The organism is Moritella sp. JT01 (assembly GCF_001574435.1).
Classification (GTDB): domain Bacteria; phylum Pseudomonadota; class Gammaproteobacteria; order Enterobacterales; family Moritellaceae; genus Moritella.
In genome coordinates this window covers 409481-426671 of the sequence record NZ_LOCN01000007.1, presented here as the reverse complement: position 1 = coordinate 426671, position 17191 = coordinate 409481, and the positions used below count along the sequence as shown (strand labels likewise).

20 protein-coding genes are annotated in these 17191 nt (G+C 39.3%); 9 read left to right on the top strand and 11 right to left on the bottom strand.

Annotated elements, in window-relative coordinates; all coding sequences use genetic code 11:
* Positions 1 to 139: 139 nt before the first annotated feature.
* Both AKG98_RS08575 and AKG98_RS08570 read right to left on the bottom strand, forming a co-directional pair.
* On the bottom strand, positions 140 to 994 hold the full coding sequence (locus AKG98_RS08575; protein WP_067044242.1) for a PfkB family carbohydrate kinase: 855 nt from the start codon (positions 992 to 994) through the stop codon (positions 140 to 142).
* Positions 995 to 1104: 110 nt separating this feature from the next.
* Entirely contained in the window at positions 1105 to 1989 is an 885-nt protein-coding gene (locus AKG98_RS08570) for a LysR family transcriptional regulator (RefSeq protein WP_083543918.1), read from the bottom strand.
* Positions 1990 to 2107: 118 nt separating this feature from the next.
* Between AKG98_RS08570 and AKG98_RS22205 the strand changes: the two genes are divergently transcribed.
* Positions 2108 to 2269: a hypothetical protein gene (locus AKG98_RS22205; protein WP_157534092.1), complete on the top strand. Its 162-nt coding sequence runs from the start codon at positions 2108 to 2110 to the stop codon at positions 2267 to 2269.
* Positions 2270 to 2333: 64 nt separating this feature from the next.
* Here AKG98_RS22205 and AKG98_RS08565 read toward each other — a convergent pair whose 3' ends face one another.
* The 4 genes from AKG98_RS08565 to maoP form a co-directional block, all read right to left on the bottom strand.
* Positions 2334 to 4301 (bottom strand): bifunctional 2',3'-cyclic-nucleotide 2'-phosphodiesterase/3'-nucleotidase, encoded by a 1968-nt coding sequence (locus AKG98_RS08565; protein ID WP_067044237.1) that lies wholly within the window; start codon positions 4299 to 4301, stop codon positions 2334 to 2336.
* Between the two features lie 175 nt (positions 4302 to 4476).
* Entirely contained in the window at positions 4477 to 4866 is a 390-nt protein-coding gene (gene pspC, locus AKG98_RS08560; protein ID WP_067044234.1) for an envelope stress response membrane protein PspC, read from the bottom strand.
* A complete protein-coding gene (gene pspB, locus AKG98_RS08555; protein ID WP_067044231.1) occupies positions 4863 to 5084 on the bottom strand; it encodes an envelope stress response membrane protein PspB in 222 nt (73 codons plus the stop codon). Before pspB ends, pspC begins: the two co-directional genes overlap by 4 nt.
* 194 nt (positions 5085 to 5278) lie before the next feature.
* On the bottom strand, positions 5279 to 5656 hold the full coding sequence (gene maoP, locus AKG98_RS08550; RefSeq protein ID WP_067044228.1) for a DUF413 domain-containing protein: 378 nt from the start codon (positions 5654 to 5656) through the stop codon (positions 5279 to 5281).
* Positions 5657 to 6429: 773 nt separating this feature from the next.
* Between maoP and AKG98_RS08545 the strand changes: the two genes are divergently transcribed.
* The gene (locus tag AKG98_RS08545) at positions 6430 to 6882 is read left to right on the top strand and encodes an Hsp20 family protein (protein WP_067044225.1); all 453 of its coding nucleotides are present in this window, start codon (positions 6430 to 6432) and stop codon (positions 6880 to 6882) included.
* Between the two features lie 170 nt (positions 6883 to 7052).
* A complete protein-coding gene (locus tag AKG98_RS08540) occupies positions 7053 to 7586 on the top strand; it encodes an Hsp20 family protein (protein ID WP_067044221.1) in 534 nt (177 codons plus the stop codon).
* A 118-nt stretch (positions 7587 to 7704) separates the two neighbouring features.
* On the opposite strand, the gene AKG98_RS08535 is transcribed toward AKG98_RS08540, so the two are convergent.
* Positions 7705 to 8550, bottom strand: a complete 846-nt coding sequence (locus AKG98_RS08535; RefSeq protein ID WP_067044218.1) for an alpha/beta hydrolase — start codon at positions 8548 to 8550, stop codon at positions 7705 to 7707.
* A gap of 318 nt (positions 8551 to 8868) precedes the next feature.
* On the opposite strand from AKG98_RS08535, the gene AKG98_RS08530 reads away from it, so the two are divergent.
* Positions 8869 to 9996 carry a M14-type cytosolic carboxypeptidase gene (locus AKG98_RS08530; RefSeq protein WP_067044216.1) on the top strand — a complete coding sequence of 376 codons (1128 nt, stop codon included), beginning with the start codon at positions 8869 to 8871 and terminating at the stop codon, positions 9994 to 9996.
* Between the two features lie 211 nt (positions 9997 to 10207).
* Positions 10208 to 10480, top strand: a complete 273-nt coding sequence (gene yccX, locus AKG98_RS08525) for an acylphosphatase (protein WP_067044212.1) — start codon at positions 10208 to 10210, stop codon at positions 10478 to 10480.
* A gap of 4 nt (positions 10481 to 10484) precedes the next feature.
* Here yccX and AKG98_RS08520 read toward each other — a convergent pair whose 3' ends face one another.
* Entirely contained in the window at positions 10485 to 10781 is a 297-nt protein-coding gene (locus tag AKG98_RS08520) for an MGMT family protein (protein ID WP_067044209.1), read from the bottom strand.
* Between the two features lie 9 nt (positions 10782 to 10790).
* Entirely contained in the window at positions 10791 to 11462 is a 672-nt protein-coding gene (locus AKG98_RS08515; protein ID WP_369814922.1) for a methyl-accepting chemotaxis protein, read from the bottom strand.
* Between the two features lie 534 nt (positions 11463 to 11996).
* On the opposite strand from AKG98_RS08515, the gene AKG98_RS08510 reads away from it, so the two are divergent.
* The gene (locus AKG98_RS08510) at positions 11997 to 12440 is read left to right on the top strand and encodes a MarR family winged helix-turn-helix transcriptional regulator (protein ID WP_067044204.1); all 444 of its coding nucleotides are present in this window, start codon (positions 11997 to 11999) and stop codon (positions 12438 to 12440) included.
* Here the strand turns inward: AKG98_RS08510 and AKG98_RS08505 are convergent.
* Positions 12437 to 13537: a transporter substrate-binding domain-containing protein gene (locus AKG98_RS08505; protein ID WP_067044201.1), complete on the bottom strand. Its 1101-nt coding sequence runs from the start codon at positions 13535 to 13537 to the stop codon at positions 12437 to 12439. The two genes, AKG98_RS08510 and AKG98_RS08505, sit on opposite strands and share 4 nt — an antisense overlap.
* A gap of 98 nt (positions 13538 to 13635) precedes the next feature.
* Here AKG98_RS08505 and AKG98_RS08500 point away from each other — a divergent pair, with 98 nt between their 5' ends.
* Positions 13636 to 14415, top strand: a complete 780-nt coding sequence (locus AKG98_RS08500) for a DUF4377 domain-containing protein (RefSeq protein ID WP_067044198.1) — start codon at positions 13636 to 13638, stop codon at positions 14413 to 14415.
* On the opposite strand, the gene AKG98_RS08495 is transcribed toward AKG98_RS08500, so the two are convergent.
* A complete protein-coding gene (locus AKG98_RS08495) occupies positions 14412 to 14762 on the bottom strand; it encodes a hypothetical protein (protein ID WP_067044195.1) in 351 nt (116 codons plus the stop codon). The two genes, AKG98_RS08500 and AKG98_RS08495, sit on opposite strands and share 4 nt — an antisense overlap.
* Before the next feature lie 228 nt (positions 14763 to 14990).
* On the opposite strand from AKG98_RS08495, the gene AKG98_RS08490 reads away from it, so the two are divergent.
* Positions 14991 to 15662: a response regulator transcription factor gene (locus tag AKG98_RS08490; RefSeq protein ID WP_067044192.1), complete on the top strand. Its 672-nt coding sequence runs from the start codon at positions 14991 to 14993 to the stop codon at positions 15660 to 15662.
* A complete protein-coding gene (locus AKG98_RS08485) occupies positions 15659 to 17056 on the top strand; it encodes an ATP-binding protein (protein ID WP_067044188.1) in 1398 nt (465 codons plus the stop codon). The genes AKG98_RS08490 and AKG98_RS08485 overlap by 4 nt, the downstream gene beginning before the upstream one ends.
* Positions 17057 to 17191: the final 135 nt, after the last annotated feature.

The following is a 17191-nucleotide window of genomic DNA, read 5'->3' as shown; positions in this document are numbered from 1 at the left end:
TTTTTTTCATTTTTTTTAGTTTTTTTGTGTTTTAAATTGGGAGTGGGATAATAAAGAATTACAAAAGAAGATGCAAGTTTAAATGATAGTAATTATCGTTCGCGTTTAGGTTTTTTGATTATGTGATTAAGGTAAAGGGTTATTTGTTTAAATGTTGTTGTAATTCAGTCCCTGGAATGGAGCTTGCCGTTGCGACTGCAATTGCGGCCCATTGGGACCCGGTTATCATGGCTTTTTTAATATCTTGATTACTCAGTAATCCATGGATTAACCCAGATGCAAATGCATCGCCAGCCCCTGTAGTATCAACGACGTTAGTTGAGATTGCTGCAATTGAAATATGCTGCTGGTGGCGATAAGCGACAGCGCCTTTTCCACCATCAGTTAGAATAAAATAACGTAAGGTTTGACCTGCGATGGACTGACCATAGCACCATAATTCTTCGCTATTATTCACATCAATACCATGATTAAAGAGGTCTGAACGAGAGGAGATTAAGACGTGGCAAGGGCGTAAACGGTTGTCTTTAGCTAACTGAGCAATCACCAAGGTGTGTTCAAGTGCGGATTGAGCCCAAAGCTCAGTGCCGACTGCTGATGAGTTAACGTATAGCGCTTGCCAATGTTTAAAATTGGGTGCTGGACCTAGCGTGAAAATGGGGCGTTGTGGACGAATAATAGTGCGTTCACCATCGGGTGTCATGACTAATAATAACTCGGGAGTATCGAGTTCATTGCGTTGCAATAAGCTGCAATCTAATCCTTGCAGACTGGCTTCTGCTAATAACCAGTCTGCGGTTTTATCATTACCAACTTGGCTGACCAGGGCTACTTTATGTCCCGCATAAACCAAGCCTAATCCAGTATTGGCTCCACCTCCACCTAATCGTCGGCCATGATCAGCATAATAGTGGCGGCCACCTGTCGTTAATTGCCTATCCAGTTGTAATACTCGATCACAGTTCAAATTGGCAAGTAATAGGATGTTTGACATAGGTAATAGCCTTAAATGATATGTTAATGGTCATTGTCTCTTATCCAGCTCAGAAAGAAAATAACAGCATGGCGTTGTGGTATTAAAGTTTAGCATGTTCAATGTTGTCATTACTGATGAAGTACCCTTACTTCAGCGAGGGGAACTTCAAGAATACTGTGTCGATACAATGCGCTTAAGTGCGCCACTTCAGCTGCTGTATAATGTGGATGAGGGTTTGACGTTAGCGCTAGAACAATATCAACAGCGGCGAGATGCGGTAAGCTTGGATCCTTTATGATGGTGAAATCGTCAGGTACGGTGGACGCAACCATCGCACCAATCCCTGTGCCGTTTTTAATGATGGCTTTGATCGCTGTCGCACTGGGTGAGATACAAATGATGTTGTATTTACGGTTAATTTTATCAAGACCATCGACAGCAGCGCAATGTACTTTGCAATCTTCTTCGAAGAGAATTAAGGGTAATGTGGGCTGAGTCAGTAACTCATGATTACCATAATATACCCAGACGGCTTTATCATTTTGTAATAAGTAACCTTCTTGGCTTTCTGGTGCACGCGTAATAATAGCTAAGTCTATTTCTCCATTATCGAGCATAATGCGTAACTTTACCGTGTTGTCACAATGTATACGAAATTTTTGATTCGGGGTTTTGTCTTGTATTAATTGAATAATTTTAGGTAAGACACTGACAACGTAATCATCTGGACAGCCTATAATGAGTGGTCGATTATGTTTAACTGTCGCGAATTCGGCAAGCACGTCATCGTGTAATGCTAAAATTCGTCGTGCGTAGCTAACCAATACTTGACCTTCGGTGGTCAATGATAAGTTCCGACCTTTTTTGATAAATAAGCGCTGATTCGCTTCTTGTTCTAGCTTTTTCATTTGCATGCTGATCGCACTTTGTGTCCGACAAATTTGCTTCGCCGCTCGTGTAAAACTGCCCGTATCAACAAATGCTATAAAGCTACGTAGTGCATCAATGTCCATTGATTAAATCCTTTTAATACATCAATAAATTGAATGTGTGCTATCAAAAGTATGCGTTTGTTTTAATTTAATCAAGAGATTACAGTAATAAACATCAAATTAAATAAGGGAATATAAAATGAAAAAACTATTAGTATTGTTGATGGTTTCTTTTTCAAGTGTTGGTGGGTTGATGTTTTTACAACAAGGAGAGACGGGTAAAAAAGAATTTGAGAATAGAAAAATAAGTACGATGTCTATTGAAGACGCGAATAATATATGTGATTGTCGCCAGCTATAAAAATACCGCAGACTAGCCGCGGTATTTTATATCAAGGTGGTGCAGACACTACCTGAAGTAAAGATTATTTCAGGTTTTGTAGGTCTAAGCTGTATACAGCGAAGCCAAGTTTATCATCTTTAATGTATTGCATTGGGTATTGGCCTTTGTCCTTGATGAACTGTGCGGCTTTGTCACCCGGCGCTGTTTCAAAGGTAATCGTTAGCTTCTTGTCGCTTTGTAATGGTGTGAAGTGCCAGTTGTTATCTGCACTTGGTGTTACTTGGCCTTGTTCTTTACTGACGCGGCTAATGTAATCTGCCAGTACAGTGCGGTTTTCATCAGGAGATGCAAATGCAACAAACGCTTCGCCTGTGCCCGCAAATTTACCACTGTAAGCGCGGTAGTTATTGGTCGCTACGATGAAAGGTTGGAGAGGGTTAACGGGTTTTCCTTCGAACGTTAAGTCGGTAATACGATTTGAGTCAGGGTTGATCAGCTTACACTCACCGTTATAACGTGCAGGTTGCGATAAATCGATGCTGTATTTTACACCGTCAATGACGTCGTAATTGTATGTGCGGAACTCATTCCAGTTAATTAAGTCTTGTGGAGCAGTGCTGTTTAGATCGATTTGATTGAATTGACCTGCAGAGCATTCTAACCATTCTTTCACTTCTTTACCTGTGACCTTCATGGCGACTAGCGTATTCGGGTAAAGGTAAAGATCCGCTGCGTTACGGAATGTTAACTGACCAGATTCAACTTCAGTAAAGTTCGTTGGATCGTTACCACGGCCACCTGCTTTAAACGGTGCCGCCGCAGAAAGTACTGGGATGCCTTCTAAATCAGGGTCACCTTGGATAAAGCGTTCTACATAATCTTGTTGTGCAAGGTTAACGATTTGGATTGTTGGATCGTCTTGTACTAGTGCAAGGAAGCTGTACATCACGTCATTTGCTTTACCGATAGGTTGGTTAACAAAATTACGTGTTGCTTTGTGATCAGCTTGTACTGCGGCAACCATTTTTTCATCCGCGGCTACTAATGGTTTTTTAGTGAATTTATCAAAAATAGGACGCGCTTCGGTTTGTGCGTCGATTACTTTCCAAGAATCACCTTGCTTGTCTAATACCAAATCCATGATACCGACGTGATCGCCCCAACGACCAGGCATAACCGCTGGGATACCGTTGATTGTGCCTTTTTCGATATTGACACCCGGTATTTTAGAAAATGTTTTACTTGGGAATACAGCGTGTGAATGACCAAATGCAATCGCATCAATACCTGGTACTTGTGTTAGATAGTACACTGAATTTTCAGCCATCACTTTATACGGGTCAGCAGATACGCCTGAATGTGGGATCGCCAGAATAATGTCTGCGCCTTCCGCTTTCATTTGCGGTACAAATTTTTCGGCGGTTTGTTTAATGTCTAACGCTTCAACTTTACCTTCTAGGTTTTTCTTGTCCCAGATTAAGATTTGCGGTGGTACAAAACCGATATAACCAATCTTAACTTGATGCTCTACGCCGTCTGTATCTTTAAACGTGTTTGTTTTGATAATGTAGGGGGTGAACATGTTTTTACCGGTTTTAAGATCGATAACATTCGCATTAATATAGGGGAAGTTTGCGTCATTCGTTGCTTCTTTTAAGAAGTCTAACCCGTAGTTAAATTCATGATTACCTAAATTACCTACTTCATAGCCAAGCTGGTTCATTGCTTTATAAACAGGGTGTACGTCGCCAGGTTTAAGGCCTTTATCTGCCATGTAGTCGCCCATTGGACTACCCTGCAATAAATCACCATTATCAACCAGTACACTATTGGTTACTTCAGCACGGGCTTCTTTTATCAATGTGGCAGTACGTACAAGGCCTGTTTTTTCTGTCGGCTTGTTTTTGTAATAGTCATAGTCCATGACATTGGTGTGAATATCTGTCGTTTCTAGAATACGCAGTTTGATGGTTTCAGCATAAGCAGGGCCAGCCATGGTAAGTAGACCTCCGAGTACCGCAATAGCCACAGGTTTGATAGATAACGACATGGTTTTCTCCAAATTAATAAGAAGTAGGTAGGAATAGATACAGAAAGCGCCAAGGTAGCATAAATATACTGAGCTTGGCGCTTTAATGTCGGCAATAGCTTGTTTTATCCCTTGTTTTATTGATTACGTTTAATTTGTTGTCAACGAATAGGGGATAAAACTGATTCGGTTGTTGCTATTTTTGCTTAAATTCACGATCCATTTTGAATGAAAAAGAAATAACATAATTTTCCATTTTCTGCAGACCTTGATCAATATCATCGAGCTCTGCGGTAATATTATCCAGCAGTTTTTCTGCCGTATGACCTTGTTGCCATGGTTTCGTTTTCATCGAATGGTTGGCATAAATGCTTCGTTGTTGCTGCTTTTCAATCGGCATTTTTTCGAGCAATAACCAGGCAATGATATAAATCAGAATGGCGAGAAAGAAACCGGTGAATAAAAACAAGGATACGAACAGTAATCGCACAAGCCAAACCTCAGCCCCGAAGGTGGCAGCTAAGCCCGCACACACACCGCCGATCTTGCCATTTTCGGTGTCTCGATATAAGGATTTAGCGTTCATCGGTCTCTCCATTTCGGTGATTCTTCATCTAAAATTTGTTCTAACGAGATGACGCGATCTTGCAATTGCTCGGTACGGCTAATCAATGTTTGTAACTTGTCTTTGTCTTTCTCTGATAACCCTTGATTGCTTTGGCGTCTACTCCGATAGGCTAAAATTAGCCACAGTGGTGCGACGAAAACTAAAAATACAGTGAGTGGTACTTGAATAAAATCCATGGAAATTCCTTAATGATGTTATCGCACAACTAATGATGGTTTATTACTGTATTTTATACATATATAGCTTGTTTGTATTGCTTAAAACCGCAAAAAGTACATTTTATTACTCTACAGACCCTGTCTTTATTGTGCTTAAAACTAAAACGCACCTTAATATAAGGTGCGTTTTAAATATGAGGTGTGAGGGCTGATTATGAATCCAGATCTAACTCGTCATAAGTGCTATCAATGTCTTCTAGAGTAGATACTTCATCCACAAAGTAATCACGGCTGGGTTGTTTTGCACTGCGCTTATGTGCCGTATTGCGTAATGAATGAGGGTGGCTGATCTTATGATTATATTTACGCCAGCATCGCGCAAAATCAGAGGTTAATTCAAATTCACCATCAAGCTCTGCGAGAAAGAAATGTTCGTCAGCAGTGGTGGGCAAAAGCTCGCCTTCTTGTAGTCGCTGCATTGTTAAACCGTAATGTTCTAATAATTTTGATTCATCTAAATTAAACGCATTTTGTTGTTGAAAACCAAGTGGAAAATGCACTTCATCTAAAAATATACCCATGCTTCTCATATCGATTACCTTTCGTTAAATTAACCGTGTAACAACAATCGTTAGCAGTATTTATGACTGCATTGGAATCTTCATGTTGTCACAGCTATGTCATATTCAATCTTTATAATTTTAATTACAGACTTTGTTGGTCTCTAAATTAACGGCGGATGTTGACAGTTTAATGACAATGGTAAATTTATTTGTAATCAAGCGTCACAATTTTACTTTTATATTATTAATGAAAGAGATAAGCAGGAAAGAACATAGCTAAATTAGATCAGAAGTTTAAAAAAAAATCGGCTCAGCGTGTTGACGATGACGGCATTACGTCATCAGATCGTAAGGCTCATAAACGTGCACGACGTGATAGTCGTCAAAAAGATGATCTGTATGCGCTGATGGATAACGCTTCTGTGAATGAGAATAAATCACACGAAAATAGCATGCAATTTTAATGATAATAATAGAGGCAAAATATAAGTAATAAACTTAAAACATTTATTGCTTGTATTTCATTGCCTTACATTTTAATTGGAATTAATTTAAGCTTTTTACTTGAAAACAAATCGTGTAATCCACATCTATTAATTAGGCGCTTACGAGGCCTACATGAAAACCGATAGTGATGAATACACTATATTAATAAATAAAAAATCAATAAATAAAAATAGCTGCCTAACGGAGTGTATTTTTATTTACTAAAGACATAATTAACAACGATAAATCATGGCTAGGTGCAAACTAATTTGGCTTAGTGACGATGATAATATTGCTCAATGGAGAATATATTTATGCGTACTTTTGACTTTACTCCCCTATACCGCAGTGCAATTGGTTTTGAACGTTTAGCAGCACTTGCTGAAACGGCTGCATCAAATCGCCAATCTGGTAATAACTTTCCTCCGTATAACATCGAACAACTTGATGACAATAACTACCGCATTACGATGGCTGTTGCAGGTTTTGACGAAGCGGATATCGATATATCAACCCAAAATAATGAATTATTAGTAAAAGGCACGAAAGAGTCTGTGGCGAAAGAAGACGATCAACGTACTTTCTTACACCGCGGTATTGCTGAACGTAACTTTGAACGTAAATTCGAGCTTGCCGATCATGTTTTTGTCAACGGGGCAGACATGCGAAATGGCTTGTTGTATATCGATTTAGAACGCCAGTTACCAGACGCAATGAAACCACGTAAAATTGCCATTAACGGCGCTAAAACCCTATCTGCAGAATAATACTGCATAAACACTGTTATAGATTGGCAGTGTTATTAACCCTTATAAATTATATTCGTCTTAGTGGGGATTCTTTCACTAAGCTCGTTACACCCAAGTACCTGAAGGGCTTGGGGATATAAGTGCTGCTCAGCAGGCTTATAGCTATCTATTGTTTGAGGAAAATAGAGATGACTACAACGACTACATTTGATTTCGCACCCCTATATCGCCACGCGGTTGGTTTTGATCGCTTTGCTAACATGGCACAAAAATTAGTTGAACAGCAATTAGCATCACAGCGTATGTTAGATGCGTGCAAGGCTAAAAAATTGATGGCCAAAAATGAAAAAGTTAACAGTGAGCAAGCAAAAAACCAAGTGGTTAAAACACGGGTTGATACGAACTATCCACGTTATAACATAACTCACACAGGTGAGTTAGATTATCAAATCACACTGGCGCTAGCTGGTTTCTCACTCGAAGAGATCGATATTACTGTGACGGCTGATGAGTTGGTTATTACCGGTAAAAATCAGCCAGTAGAAGTCACATCAACATTATTGCATCAAGGTATTAATCAAGCGGACTTTAGCCGTAAATTTGCACTCGCCGACCATGTGCATGTATTGGGTGCTGAGATGGCGCAAGGATTACTGACGATTAATCTACAACGTCAGGTGCCAGAAGCATTGCAACCTCGTAAGGTGACCATTGGCGCTTAAAATAAGCCAGTAAGATATTGTTTTAATTATTAATATAAAGAGTGAGTGTAAATAGATTTAGCGCATCAATAATGATGCGCTTTTTTTTAGCCGAGGTGTGGTAAGCCATTATTGAGGATTAAACTAAACGATCAAACGCAGCTAGCGTTAAATCACAATTAATAACTCGGCCATGTCCTTGTCCTTGTGTTGTGACTAAGTCGATAGTATTAGCTTCTTTCGCGGCTAATTCTGAGGTGCTGAAATTGGCAAATTTATCACGCTTATCATGCACTATGATGGTTTTTTGCTGACGAGATATGAGTGTTTTATAAGGTTTGATCGTCTCTAGCCTATAGTCATATTTGTTTTCAATTTTTTTTATCAACTCACCAAATAATTTCATTGAATACCCAGAACTACCAACAGTGTCATATAAGCTTTCAACATAGTTTAATACAGGTGCAATTAATAAGAAGGGTAAGGCTTGTACTTTAGGGTGACGACTCTCTAAGACGACTGTCGATCCAATGCTATGTGCAATGATGCCTACTACGTCATCAATATTATCGACGATTTCATCGAATGCTTGTACAAATGCGGGCAGGTGAGCGTGACGCCCTTCACTTTGGCCGTGTGCAGGATGATCGTAGGCCAGCGCAGTAAAACCTTGTTTGGCAATATGCTCCATCAACGGAAAGAATTGACTGGCACTACCAGACCAACCGTGGCTTAAGACCCAAACGGGTCCGTTACCCATTTGATAGGTATTTAGTCGGCCTTCAGATGTCATGAGTGTGGATCTTAATAACCCAACCGGATCTTCATGTTTGGATGTACTACGTACGGGAGTTAACAGTAAGTTCTGCGCTGTTTTTAACGCATGAGCGGGTGCAATGCTGTGATGTAATCGAGTACCGATATTGATCATGCTGCGACGGATCGTAAATTTTTTTCGAGTATTAAAATAAATGTTACTGCTCATCGTAGATTCCTTAAATAACACCCTAGGATTTTCGCGTACTTTTAGCACGACCGTTCTTTTAATGCTACCGCCGAATTCACTCAGCATTTAATTTATAACTAAGTAGGTATTAAATGTGCAGGGAAAGAGAGATGTTAAATTATTCGGTGTATCGGTTTATGACTTATAGATGCCTGTATCTAATGATTTATGCTGGATTTTGTGTTGTATTGGAAATTAAATAAGGTTTTAAGCGTTATTAGTAAACATCTTCTCTACCCAGTTACAACGGGATCGTTTATGCTTAAGTTAATTTCAAAAATGAATTAAGGAAGTCGTATGCGGATCACCGCCAATTTTGATGCTGGTAATATTGAAGTCATTAATTTAGATGACAAAAATGATGTACAACTTGCAATTCGCCCAGATGTGGGTGAAGAATTTTTCCAATGGTTTAACTTCCGTATTGAAGGTGTAGTCGGTGAGCAATACACACTGAATATCCTTAATGCAGGCGAAGCGGCTTACCTAGAAGGCTGGGAAAATTACCAAGCTGTTGCATCATACGATCGTCAGCACTGGTTCCGTCTTCCTACTTTCTATAAAGAGGGTAAACTAACGATCATTGCTGACATGGATTGTGAGTCAATGCAAATTGCTTACTTTGCTCCGTACAGTTACGAACGTCATCAAGATCTACTAGCGGCAGTGCAAATGCACCCATTAGTAAGCCTAGAGCACCTAGGTGAAACGATTGATAAGCGTGATTTAACCTTAGTTAAGATTGGCGATGGCGCTGAAGGCAAACGTAACATCTGGATCACTGCGCGTCAGCATCCTGGCGAAACGATGGCTGAATGGTTAGTTGATGGTTTAATGCATAGCTTACTTGATAGTGATAACCCAACGGGTAAAGCATTATTAGACAAAGCTAACTTCTACATCGTACCAAACATGAATCCAGACGGCAGCGCACGTGGTCATTTACGTACCAATGCATTAGGTGTAAACCTTAACCGTGAATGGTTAAATCCAAGCTTAGAAAAAAGCCCAGAAGTATTCCATACCATCAATAAGATGAAAGAAACTGGCGTTGATTTATTCTATGACGTACACGGTGATGAAGCGCTACCTTATGTATTCCTAGCGGGTTCACAAGGTACGCCAAGCTATAACGACAGATTAGCGAAACTACGTGATCGTTTCTCTGATGTGTTCAAACTAGCAAGTGCAGATTTCCAATCTGAATTTGGTTATGACATCGATGCACCAAGTACAGCCAACATGACTGTGGCAACTAACTGGGTAGCAGAAGAGTTTGATTGTTTAGCTAATACCATGGAAATGCCATTTAAAGACAATGATAACTTGCCTGATCCTATGATGGGTTGGTCACCAGAGCGTTCTATTAAGCTTGGTGAAGCATCATTAGTGGCTATGCTAGCTGTGGTTGACGATTTACGTTAATCGGCTTTAGCTATTAAAGGCTAAGGCATAAAGCCCGTGCGTACTCGTTGTTTTAAAAACAGTATTTGCGGGTTTTTTTGTATCTAAAATTCGCGATAGCCAAGGTTTTGTGAGCTATATCAGTTTGTTGAATAAATTAACGTGGTCTAAATAGCGAATCTAGACATATACTCAATAAAGATTGACCAAGTTTGGTAGAGGATATGAGGTTATGTCACAAGAGGGTAACCAGATCATAGTGCATGGTAGAGTACAAATGGTCGGCTTTCGTTATGCAACAGTGCTACAAGCGCAGCAACTCGGTTTAACCGGGTACGCCATCAATCTGAAAAATGGGGATGTCGAAGTACAGGTCTTTGGTGATAAAACTGAACGAGATAAACTGATTTTATGGTTACGAGAAGGCCCCGATATGGCACAGGTTGATGCATTAGAAATCACTGTCATTGATTATAAAAATATGTCAAATTTTACTCCGGGCTAATTGACTACATTCTATATGTCTTTAGTGAAATAGTGCAGTGTACAGAGAGGGGAATACCTTCAGCGGCAAGTTGTTGTCTTTGATAATCACCACGGCTACCTTGCAGTGATATTTTACCTTGGCTATTCACAATGCGATACCAAGGCAACTTGCTGTCGGCTGGTAAGCGACTAAGCACTTTACCAACCTGACGCGCATGACTTGGCATTCCCGCTAACTTAGCGATATCGCCATAGGTGGCAACCTTACCTTCAGGTACTTGATACACTAGAGCAAATACTTGCAGATCAAAATTATTCATATGGATGAATTAAAAACGCAGTTTCGTCACCAGTTGCTCACCTAAATTAACATTACTTGATGAGCCGCTAAGCGCATCTTTAGTGTCACTAATTAATGCCTCCATACCGGTTTGAATACTGTGTGAATGGCTTAACTGTTGCTGTACTTGACTAATGGTTTGTTCTACTAAGTTCGAACTTGAATTAGCTTGAGATACTAGCTCTTGTAAACTTTGCATTGTCACTGTCGCGATATCAACACTGTCATCAATAATATTTGTTACTTGTTTTTGTTTATCAATGATCGCCGCTGAAATATCCATGATTTTTTTCATTTCACCTTGGATCTGGTCTGCAGATTGGTTTGCTGTATTTGCAAGTGCGCGTACTTCATCGGCCACCACGGCAAATCCACGACCATGTTCACCTGCTCGTGCCGCCTCAATTGCCGCATTTAGAGCAAGTAGGTTGGTTTGGTCGGCAATGCCTTTAATAGAGTCAACTAGTTGACCAATGTTTTTATTGTTTTCATCTAGATTAGCTAACAGCACGGTAAACTCAGCAATGTATTGTGCAGAGTTGGTGATGTTACCCGTTAATTTTTCAAGTTGTTGAATACCTGTTTGAGAGATGTTTGCGGTACTTTGTGTAGAATTAAATGAATCATTTGAAAGGTTTTCTATACCTTTTGACTGCTCCATAAAGCCTTGAATCAAATCGAAACTTTGCTCTATGTTGTTAAGTCTGCTTGCCGAAGATTTATTGACCTTGTGTGCATTTTGAGTGATTTCTTGGGCAATAGATAATGCGCTACTATTTTGTAGTTGGTCTAAAAGTTTTGCTTTACTTTGCAGTGCCGCTAAGTCTGTTTCTGAGATAAGAACTTGTCCAAGAGGGACTTTATTAGTGTTAAAAAAATTAAACATAGCTTAGATCTGCCTTTTTAGTCGTTTATAATTTATAGCGGCAAAATAGATCCCGCTGAATATTCTTAAGCAATAATTAGACCGTAATTGTCATAAGAGATAATTTATTTTTCTTATTAATTATATAGTTATTCTTTATCCTTGAGATGACCATTTGACTATAGTTAAGTCATCGCATTTATCGTCCTTTTGTATTATCGGCATCAGTTGCTATTTACTTAACCATTCTTGTTATATTTTTGAAAATCGGTCGACATTTATAAAAAGTTAAGTATATTGTGCGCAAGGCAGTTAAGAGAGGTTATCCTGATGTCAGAAATGAATGAAGAGACTATGTTGCACTTAGATAATCAGGTTTGTTTTGCGTTATACAGTGCGACGAATGCGATGGTTCGTGCATATCGACCAATGTTAAAAGCACTCGATCTTACTTACCCACAGTATTTAGCTATGTTGGTTTTTTGGCAGAAAGATGAAATTAGTGTGAAGGTATTAGGTGAACAATTACACCTTGATTCCGGTACGTTAACACCCTTGTTAAAGCGCTTAGAGTTGAAAGGGCTTATTCGTCGAGAGCGAAGTAAAGAAGATGAGCGTGCTCGTATACTGTGTCTAACCGATGCTGGCTTAGCCTTAAAGGAGCAAGCAAAAGATATTCCTATCAATATGTTTTGTCAGGCCGGTTTACCGAAAGAAGAGTTATTGATGATGAAAGCGAGCTGCGAAGCATTGTTAGGTAATTTAACTGATTAATACTCGGCAAAGTATTGCTTGAGGGCTTGTTGCCATTCAGGGCTTTGACGAACATTGAGCAATGCTCGGTTTAATTGCTCGGTGTAAGGACTATTGTCTTTAATCGCTAAACCATAATTTTGTTTTTCGAATTGATAAGGTAATACTGACATTTGCTGATAACGTCCTTGCTGTTTTTCTTGTTTCAGCTTGTACTTTAAAACCGCATCATCATCAACGATAGCGTCTATTTTCCCGTCATTAAGTGCAATTAGCATATCATCAAGGTTCGTAAACGTTTGATGTATTATACCTAAACTATCAAGATAAATAGAAGATGTGGTCGAGACTGTGGCCCCGACATTAAGTTTGATTAGATCATATGGACTTTTTATATCAGTATTGAGCAACCCCAAGGTGAAGGTACTGGCTAGCATCGCGGTAATGCTGGCAATAAATAAGGTGGATGCAATGGCTAAAAACACTGTTAATACCCGTCCGCTCAAGGTTTTAAATTCAAAATAGTTGAAAGGACCTTTGGTGATGAATAGCAGACCAAGAATAAAGGCTTCTAATAACTGTGATCCTGCTGATGGCATTGAATACAGTTTATGATTAACTTTATGTTCGAGCAGGTAAAATATCCAGCCGATAAGCCCTGCACATATGAGAATAATACCAACAGCAAATAATAATGTAGTATTGGTGATGATATCGATAAAAGACGCGAGATAGCCTTTTTGTTTTACTGCAATGGCTAGGTGTGTCTCATAAAATGAGTGTGAAAAGTCCATGAGTAATTCACGCTCAGACGTAATAGTAATACAGGATATTCCCACTTCTATATTGCCATTTTCAACGGCACTTAATAACCCTTTTAAAGTGTAATCTCGCATTTCATATTGTAGGTCGATACTATCGGCGATACGTTGCCATAATAAAATACTCAGTCCTGTGCTGGTGGCTTGTGGCGTACCATTTTGCTGTAAGCTCATTACAAAAGGAGGGCAATGATAACTTCCGACGTTAATGACTGAACTACTATGGCTATACGATGCCATACTGTATAAATAGCAGAAAACACACAGTCTTATGAACGGGTGCGAGAGTGGATGCATAACAATCCTTAGGGCTTGGCAACGAGTTGAAACCAGTTGTTATTTACACTTGAATTCAAGTACTAAGTTTAGTGGAAAACGGGAAAAGGTTTATCAATATGAAATTTAAATTGCCAGCATCGTTATTATTAACGGGAATATTAAGCGGATTACTTATTGGGTGTTCGAGTACAAGTGATAGCAGTGCTGCGGTTGATACGAGCGGCGATGTTGAAAATAGTGAAATAACGACAAATGAAACGTACTGGGTTGCCCCCGAACGCGTCGCCTGTCAGGGTATTGTGCCTATGCAGTGTCTGGTTGTTAATCAAGTGATTGATGGTAAGGCCAGTGAGTGGCAATTGTTTTATAACGATATTGCTGGTTTTGAATTTGTACCTGGCTCTTTTTATAAGTTGTCTGTGGTGACGTCAGAAGTGGGAAATCCGCCTGCGGACGCGTCAAGTTTATCGTATACATTGATATCCGAGGTAGATAAAACCCCACGTCATTATGCGCCCAATACCATGTTAACGGAAAACCGAAAGTGGAATCTTAAACAACTTGTTGGTTTGGATGGCGTTAATCCATTAATGCTTGAGCAACCCGCTAATATTACTATTTCTGGTGATCGTTTTTCTGGCTTCTCTGGCTGTAATAATATGTTTGGTCAGGTACAGCATTTATTTGAAGATGAAAAATTGCAGAATGCCTTATTAAAATTAGGGCCTGTCGGTTCAACGCTAATGGCTTGTGCAGATCCAAATGCGAATGCTGTTGAGCAAAAATTACAGCAAGCACTTGGTGTTGTGAACGCCATTCAAGTGCAATGGCCATTTTTAAATATGTATCTAAATGATGAATTGATGATCCAGTTTGTTGCCGAAGATTGGGATTAATCGATATTACACCTCAGTGCGATGCGTTCTATTAATTTTATTTCCCTGCTGAATTTAATAGCAAGTAAATCTTGCTCTGGATCCCATCGCACTATTGTTGTTTTGATTACGTCAGTAAAATAGTTATTAAACTCCATAATTAAGTTTTCATCTACAGTGAATCTTCTTTTTGTTTTTACTTTTGCCAGTAATCCCGATTGCGATATGTTTTGTACTTCAATGGGTATTTTAAAAAAATCAAAGAGCCCTAACTTACTCACATACAAGATGGGAAATTGATCCCAATAGTGAAAGCGTGTGTGTCCACGGCTAACTTTTAACGATAGGTCTTTTTTTACACTAAACATTATATATCCATATTTTATGTATATTTGCAAACTAGCAAATGTCTGTAGCTGCCCCCTACAAATCTAGTTTAAAATTAATGAAATAGCCTGATAAATTATAGTTAAATAGCAACAATGTGCTTTTTATGGTGTTGATCTTAATCAAACGTGGTTGAATGTGTGTTGTACTTCAGTCTGTTCTTCATTAAAATACTAATACGAATTGTTACTATTAAGGTGTTTTTAACTGTGTCGCAAATTCTCATCGTGGATGATGATATACAACTGTGTGAATTACTCACTGAAGTTTTAATGGAAGATGGTTATCAGGTGCACAGTGTGCATTGCGGTGAAACCGCGCTCGATTACATACAGTCTCACCCTGTTGACCTCGTATTACTCGATGTCATGCTTCCCAATATTAATGGTTTGCAAGTGGCAAGACGTATCTGCCAGCGCTTTGCTACACCTATTCTAATGTTGACTGCATTAGCGGATGAAACGGCAATGCTTGATTGCTTGCAAGCCGGTGCAGATCAATATATTGCGAAACCTTATCATGTACCTGAATTATTAACGCGTATTCAAGTGATGTTACGTCGTGTTGGTTTAGAAAAGCAAAGACAAAACCTGGGTGGTGAAAGTTCAATCCTCACACAACTATCACGTCTATCACTGACTGGTACAGAAGCTGAATTACTTGAGTACCTCGTGTCACGCCATGAAATTGTGGTATCGAAAGGTGAATTGCAAAAACAAGTATTAAAGAAAGATTTATGCCCATTTGATCGTAATTTGGATATGCACATTAGTAATATTCGCCGAAAAATGGTGCAATCTGGTCTGTCTAAATTACATATTAAAACGGTACGCGGCAAAGGTTATAGCTTTTTTGAACACGTCGGCAGTATGGCGATATGAGTCTAGAGTGTATCAAAACGGCAAAGAAATTGTTTTTTTTAGGTGATCGCCAAGGATTGGCATTTCGATTATTTAGCTATTTTGCGATTACCCTTGTCTTAATTCTCAGTCTACAGAGTATCGCTGAAATGGCGTTGGTTCGCGTGCTGTTGCATCTGCCTGCAACGGTTAAAACTGAAATGTTGGATCTTGCTGAGCAGGCTAACCGATTACTTGACAATAAAGACAGTGAAGGGAATATCGATCGCAATAAACTTGCAGAATGGGAAGAGGCACAATCAAGCTATTTATTTGTACTTAGTGATGATCTTGAAGAAGTGAGTACGCGTGTTATGCACCCACATTTTAAGTTTAAGTTACGTTATATTCGTCCGCTTGATACAATTTTAGAGAATAAAGTGAATAAGCCTGTTATTGCATTACCCTTGCGACCAGGCTATCAGTTAATCGTTCAGTTTTCCGATAAGCAACATCCGGCACATAACTTCCCTTATTACTTTGCGGCCATCCAATTTATCATCACTAGTATATTGCTGGTTATATTTTCATTATTACTCGCGCGGCATTTACAACAACCGTTACATCGTTTACAAGCGGCTAGTCGCGGCCTTGCTGAAGGAGATTTTAGCATTCGGGCATCTCATAAAGTGGGTAATAGCGTGACCGAGTTTAATCAGCTTGCGCAAGATCTGGATGATATGGCTGAACATATTAATCATTTAATTGGTAAACAGAAAAAGCTCATTACCGACGTCTCTCATGAATTAAGAACGCCACTCGCAAGGCATAGTTTGATCTTGCATTTATTACGTAAACGTTGTCCTGATGAGGTCGGTGATTTATTAGATAAACTGGATAATGAATCAGCTGAAATGAATAACCTTGTCAGTGAGATTCTGGAGTTTAGTCGCTTAGGGCATGAAAACGTATCGGTTAACTTGGTGCCAACACAGCTTGAATCCTTGTGTCAGATCCAGGTGATGCAGAATGAAATGGATTTAAAACCACAACAATCACTGCAAGTCGAGCTGGATAATACGACGCCTATGGTACTTGCTGATAGTCGCTTATGTTTAAGATCGATAAAAAATGTGCTTGATAATGCGATTAAGTATGCGGGGGATAATGCTGCTATCGTATTAACTGTTAGTCAACAAGACCAATATGTAGAGGTTGTTATCGCTGACGATGGCATCGGTATACCTGCACAGCAACTAGGCCGTGTTTTTGATCCGTTTGTACGTATTGAACAAGCGAGAAATAAACAGTCTGGTGGTTACGGACTTGGACTTGCGATTGTAAAGGAAGCAATGCTTATCATGCGCGGCGAAGCCATTGCGGAACTAAATGTAAATAATGGCGTCACGGTAAAATTACGTTTCCCTATCCAATAATAGCTATTAATCACTAAAGTTTTATGAATACGGCTTATTTTATATTGAAATAAGCCGTTTTTATGTGCGCCACTGGTTAATAAGTATCCTGTTTATTTGTTTCATTCATGTTTACATTCGCTACAAATGCAAAGA